Source organism: Bombilactobacillus bombi (assembly GCF_013607485.1).
GTDB lineage: Bacteria > Bacillota > Bacilli > Lactobacillales > Lactobacillaceae > Bombilactobacillus > Bombilactobacillus bombi_A.
Genome location: NZ_SCHP01000079.1, coordinates 1 through 3,994 on the forward strand (window position 1 = coordinate 1; position 3,994 = coordinate 3,994).

At 35.0% G+C, this 3,994-nt stretch carries 5 protein-coding genes and 1 pseudogene; all 6 read left to right on the top strand.

Features of this window, described 5'->3' with window-relative positions:
• On the top strand, positions 1–667 hold a 667-nt coding region (locus tag EQ827_RS08060), incomplete at its 5' end, for a GDSL-type esterase/lipase family protein (RefSeq protein ID WP_181190478.1).
• 1 nt (position 668) lies between these two features.
• Positions 669–1,283 carry a YpmS family protein gene (locus EQ827_RS08065; protein ID WP_181190479.1) on the top strand — a complete coding sequence of 205 codons (615 nt, stop codon included), beginning with the start codon at positions 669–671 and terminating at the stop codon, positions 1,281–1,283.
• A 14-nt stretch (positions 1,284–1,297) separates the two neighbouring features.
• Positions 1,298–1,528, top strand: a complete 231-nt coding sequence (locus EQ827_RS08070; protein ID WP_181190480.1) for a YozE family protein — start codon at positions 1,298–1,300, stop codon at positions 1,526–1,528.
• Positions 1,529–1,539: 11 nt separating this feature from the next.
• Complete coding sequence (locus EQ827_RS08075) at positions 1,540–2,952, top strand: S41 family peptidase (RefSeq protein ID WP_181190481.1); 1,413 nt, start codon at positions 1,540–1,542, stop codon at positions 2,950–2,952.
• The gene (gene ylqF, locus EQ827_RS08080) at positions 2,952–3,803 is read left to right on the top strand and encodes a ribosome biogenesis GTPase YlqF (protein WP_181190482.1); all 852 of its coding nucleotides are present in this window, start codon (positions 2,952–2,954) and stop codon (positions 3,801–3,803) included. Before EQ827_RS08075 ends, ylqF begins: the two co-directional genes overlap by 1 nt.
• Positions 3,793–3,994, top strand: a pseudogene (locus tag EQ827_RS08085) (hypothetical protein); the annotation flags it as partial. The gene ylqF and the pseudogene EQ827_RS08085, both read left to right, overlap by 11 nt.

Here is a 3,994-nt window from a genome sequence, read left to right on the forward strand (position 1 = left end):
AGGTGATTCTTTAACTTATGGAGTTGGTGATCCCACACATCGGGGCGGATATAGTAATTTAATAAAAAAGCCTCTACAAAAAGCCACTAAACGAACAGTAACAGTTGCTAATTTTGGAATTAGTGGTGAAACTAGTGGGCAGATTTTACATCGTGTCCAAACTAAGAAGAAACTACGTGGGGCAATTAAAAAAAGTCGCATTATTGTCGTAACTGCTGGAGGTAATGATGTAATGCATGCTTTACGGGCGCGTGGTTTGAAGCTTTCACAAACACAATTACAAATTTATCAAGAACGTTATACATCTAATATGGTAAATTTGATTAAAGAAGTTCGTTCTTTGAATCAGAATGTGCCGATATATATTTATGGTATTTATAATCCTTACGAGATTTACTTTAAAAAAGTTCCGGGAATGAAAAAGGCTATTGCTGGCTGGAATAAAAATACCCTTAAAATTACGCAAGATCATGTTCGTGTTCATTTTGTGGATATTAGTTCTTTGGCCCAACCTAAGAAATTACAATATTCTAAAAAAACTCAAGAAACCACAAATCCGTTCTTATATACAAAAGATTATTTTCATCCGAATCAAAAGGGTTATCAATTGATGACTAATCAACTGTGGAAAAAATTACAAGTTACAAAAAATGAGTGGAGGCATTAAGATGCAACGTTCAAAAGCATCAAAAAGAGGAATTAATTTTTGGAAAATTGCTTTTTTAACTTTATTAGCGATAATTGTTTTAGGAGTAGCCTTTGTCGGCTATCAAGTGACCCATACAGACGCTAATACTAGTTGGACTAATGATAATTCCACTACTCAAGTTAAATCTCGCCCCGCCATTTTTCAGGTCGAACTTACAAAAAGTCAAACTCAACGATTAGCCAATCATTATATTAAAGAATATCTTAATAATAATGATATTAAGTATCATCTTACTATCGACAAGCATGTTAATTTGTTAGGGAGTGCTGACTTTTTAGGTTCAACTATTAACTTCACTTTACAAACCAATCCCTATGCAATGGCTAATGGTGGTATTCAATTGCGCGCTGAACATTTGAAGGTTGGCAAATTAGGTATACCCTTGGAATTTGTGATGTTTTATATTGACCATAATTATCATTTTCCTAACTGGGTCAAAATTAATAGTCATCAGCGCCTAATTAACATTAATTTGCCTGCACATCAGAGCCAGCAAGGTTACTATTTTAAAGTAGATCAATTAGACTTACGCCGTGATCGTATCGTCGTTAAAGTTTATTCGACAAAAATGTAAGAAGGTATTATTTGATGGGAAAAACTTTTTATGAATATTTAATGACCCAAAGAAATCCCAATAGTTCTGATCCAATTGCTCATTTTGCAGAATCAGCTTTTTTTGATTCAACTTTTCCCAAACAATCTCAAAGTTATGATGAGCTTTCTAATTATTTAGAATTGAATGGCTCATATTTACCTAATATGGATATTTTTGATGTGGCCTTCCGTCATTATCAGGATTCGCAAAATCGAATTCATTGAGCAGGAAAATTATGAAATCTTGGAAAAATATAATTATTGCCTTGGTTAGCGGCTTGATTTGTGGATGTGCGCTAACCTTTATTTTTGTAGCTTGGATGTTGAACCATTCGCCGTTGATGAATCCGGAATTAAGAAAAGTTCAAGAAGTATATGAAAATATCAATCAAAATTATTATAAGCCGGTAACTTCGAAAAAATTAATAAATGGTGCAATTAAAGGGATGATTGATTCTTTGGATGATCCTTATTCAGAGCTTTTAACTGGAAGTCGCCAAGCGGAATTTAGTAAAGATTTAAGCGGAAAAATTTCCGGAATTGGAGCCACTATTACTAAAGACATTCAAGGTGTAAGAATTGTTGCCATAATGCCACATTCGCCTGCTGCTTTGGCGCATTTAAAAAAACAGGATATAATCCTAAAGATAAATAAGCATGTAACTAAAAATTTAACAGTTGCCCAAGCCTCGTCTTTAACACGCGGAAAAACTAATACGAAAATACAGTTGCAAATTCAACGGGGTTCTCAAAAATTAATGGTTAATTTGCGCCGCCGGCCGTTACAAATTGCTACTGTTACAGGTGAATTATTGGCAAATAAAAAAACTATTGGTAAAATCACAATTACTCAATTTTCTGAAAATACAGCTCAAGAATTAAAGAAAGAAGTTCAAGCCTTAAAACGTCAAGGAGCTCGAAGTCTGATAATTGATGTTCGCAATAATCCTGGTGGTGTTATGGATCAAGCTGTTGCTAGTGCTAGTATGTTTTTAAAAAATCAGCAAAGAATTGTCACTTTATCAGCACGTCAGCAAAAAGATATTACTTATCGCTCTAGTGCCCAATATTTGAATAATTATAAAGTTAAATTACCAGTAGTTGTCTTAATAGATACCCAAAGTGCTAGTGCCGCCGAAATATTTGCTGCTGCGTTGAATGAATCTGGACAAATTCCTTTAGTTGGTGAACGTTCATTTGGAAAGGGAGTAGTTCAGACACTTAATTCGGTTACAACAGCGGACAAAATGAAACTTACCACGGCTAAATGGCTGACACCTTCAGGGCATTGGCTTAATCACCATGGTTTAAAGCCTACTTATCGGGTAACTTATCCTGATTACTTAGAATTACCTAGTTTTTCTAGTCAGCAGACTTTGACATCTGGTTCTACAGCTAATGATGTTTTAACAGCACAAAAGATTTTGCAAGTTTTGGGATTTTCACTAGAAGTTACAGGTCACCTTGATGAGGCTACTGCTCAGTCTTTAAGCTCCTTGCAGCAACAGCAGCAATTACCAGTAACGGGGCAATTAGATCTTTTAACCCGACAAGTTTTGACACAAAATCTATTGGTTCATTTTCAAAACAATGATACTATGGTGCAACAGGCAGTAACACTTTTAACCAAACAGAAAGGAGACAAATAATGACAATAATTCAATGGTATCCTGGGCATATGAATAAAGCAAAAAATCAAATTCAAGATCGTCTGAAGCTAGTCGATGTCGTTTTGGAAATTCGTGATGCCCGACTACCGCTTTCTTCCGCTAATCCAGTCTTAGATCAGCTAATTCAAAACAAGAAGCGACTAATTATTTTAAATAAAAAAGATTTGGCTGATGCCAGCCAAACTAAGAAATGGCAGCAATATTTTCAAAATCCTCAAGTGGCGTCTGTGGCCATTGATGCCCAACATACGCAGCATTTACAGATAATTATTCAAAAAATTAATCAGTTAATGGCTGCTAAATTAAAAAAGTTTCAGCAAAGTGGTGTCCAAAATTATACTATCCGGGCGATGTGCATTGGCATTCCCAATGTCGGTAAATCTACTGTCTTAAATAAATTAGCAGGGAAAAATATTGCAGTTACTGGTAATCGACCTGGTGTAACTAAAAATCAAAACTGGATTAAAACAAAGTCACATATTGAGTTATTAGACACTCCGGGAGTTTTGTGGCCAAAAATTGATGATGAAACAGTTGGAATTAAGCTTGCTCTTAGTGGAGCTATAAAAGATAGTTTAGTTCCACAAACTGACATCGCGCTTTTTGCTTTAGATTTTTTTCAAAAGCATTATCCACAACTTTTACAAGCAGCTTATCATTTAACGACCACGGATCTTCAAGAAAATAATAAAGAACTATTTTTACATTTATGTCAGCAATTTAACATGGCTGATGATTATGAACGCAGTGCCAATAAGCTCATTCAAGATCTTCGTAAGGGTATTTGGGGGCAATATACGTTAGATTGGGTACAAGAAATTGACAGTTGAAGCATTTAAGTTAACCATTAAACAAATAAAAGAACAACTCAAAAATGTTCCACTTTCATCTCAATTATGGGAGCAATTGCAAAATGATCCGCGTCGCGGGGTACAACAATTAGTTCAACGTCAACAGAAGATACTTCAAAAGCAGTATCAACAACAACAAGATTTTGAGCGCCGTTTACAATTTGAGCTGT

What these genes read in the sequence shown, in the direction of transcription:
- EQ827_RS08065 (WP_181190479.1), top strand. Translation starts at nt 669, where the DNA reads ATGCAACGTTCAAAAGCATCAAAAAGAGGAATTAATTTTTGGAAAATT.
- EQ827_RS08070 (WP_181190480.1), top strand. Translation starts at nt 1,298, where the DNA reads ATGGGAAAAACTTTTTATGAATATTTAATGACCCAAAGAAATCCCAAT.
- EQ827_RS08075 (WP_181190481.1), top strand. Translation starts at nt 1,540, where the DNA reads ATGAAATCTTGGAAAAATATAATTATTGCCTTGGTTAGCGGCTTGATT.
- ylqF (WP_181190482.1), top strand. Translation starts at nt 2,952, where the DNA reads ATGACAATAATTCAATGGTATCCTGGGCATATGAATAAAGCAAAAAAT.